The following is a 1,652-nucleotide window of genomic DNA, read 5'->3' as shown; positions in this document are numbered from 1 at the left end:
TACCGCCGTGAAAAGGCGGTGTCTTAACCCCTTGACCAACGGACCTTGAGCTTTTCGACTCTTTCTATTATACCTTCTTTTCTCCCTTTGTCAAGAACTTTTTTCCATCCTATACAAATTCTTGGAAGACAATCAAAAAGAGCCAGACTATCTGACTCTTTTGATTTTTAATTCAAAGGGCCTTCTCTTACTCTCCAAGAAAGGATGAGCTCATATCCCTATATTTTTCCTACTTATTTAGAAATCTGCTTCAGCATGTTTTCAATATGCTGAATTGATTTTTCACGTCCGAGCAAGAAAATGGTGTCTGGTAATTCTGGTCCATGCATTTCACCTGAAACGGCGATACGGATTGGCATAAATAGATTCTTACCTTTAATACCTGTTTCTTTTTGGACTGCTTTGATTTGTGGGAAGATGTTTTCTGTCACAAACTCCTCATCTGTCATTGCTTCTAGTTTCGCTTTGAAGGCTTCTAGAACAACCGGAACGGTTTCTCCTGCCATGACCTCGCGCTCAGCATCTGTCAGTTCTGGGAAATCTGAGAAGAAAAGGTCTGTCAATGGAACGATTTCGTCCACTGACTTCATTTGTGGTTTATAGAGTTCCACCAATTTTTCAGCCTTATCAGTCAAACGTCCTGCTTCTTCTAGGAATGGTTTTGCCATCTCAAAGATAGTTGCTAAGTCAGCTCTCTTGATGTAGTCGTTACTCATCCAGTCTAGTTTCTTCTGGTCGAAGGCTGCTGGAGACTTGCTGAGGCGATTTTCATCAAAGAGCTTGATGAGTTCTTCACGAGAGAAGATTTCATCTTCCCCACCAGGATTCCAACCAAGAAGGGCAATAAAGTTAAAGACTGCTTCTGGAAGGTACCCTTTCTTACGGTAGTCTTCGATAAATTGAAGGGTATTAGTATCGCGTTTAGATAACTTCTTACCAGTTTCAGAGTTGATAATCAAGGTCATGTGACCGAACTCAGGTGCATCCCAACCAAGCGCTTCATAAACCATGAGCTGTTTTGGGGTGTTGGCAATGTGGTCATCTCCGCGAATAACATGGGAAATTTGCATGTCATGATCATCGATGACAACGGCAAAGTTGTAAGTTGGGTAGCCATCTTTCTTCTGAATCACCCAGTCACCGCCGATGTTGCCACCTTCAAACTCGATATCATCTTTGACCATATCATGCCATTTGTAGATACCAGATTCATTAACAGCCAAACGAACAGTTGGGATGATACCGGCTGCTTCACGTTCTGCAATGTAAGCCGCCTTTTCTTCTTCGCTCATGCCAAGATATTCATTGATGTAGCGTGGTGTTTCGCCAGCTTCTTCTTGGCGTTCGCGCTCTGCTGCCAACTCTTCTTCTGTAACGTACGATTTGTAGGCTTTTCCTTCAGCTAGCAATTGGTCGATGTATCTTTGATAGAGTTCCAAACGCTCTGATTGGCGGTAGTTTTCATGAGTTTCTGGACTTTCATCCCAGTCAATTCCCAACCAGCGAAGATTTTCAAGCTGTGAACGTTCCCCATCTTCGACATGGCGTTTACGGTCAGTATCTTCGATACGAATGATAAAAGTTCCACCATGATGGCGTGCGTAAAGGTAGTTAAACAATGCTGTACGGGCATTTCCGATGTGTAGTAGTCC

The 1,652-nt window shown here is 43.0% G+C and carries 1 protein-coding gene; it reads right to left on the bottom strand.

Annotated features, from left to right (window positions below; translation table 11 throughout):
- Nucleotides 1–233: 233 nt before the first annotated feature.
- Nucleotides 234–1,652 (bottom strand): glutamate--tRNA ligase (gltX, locus tag GMD1S_RS07530; RefSeq protein WP_000453103.1); only part of this gene is annotated, 1,419 nt, incomplete at its 5' end.

It is taken from the genome of Streptococcus sp. GMD1S (assembly GCF_000296875.1).
In the GTDB taxonomy this organism is placed as follows: Bacteria; Bacillota; Bacilli; order Lactobacillales; family Streptococcaceae; genus Streptococcus.
The sequence above is the reverse complement of the archived record's forward strand: the minus strand, read 5'-3'. Positions and strand labels throughout refer to the sequence as shown.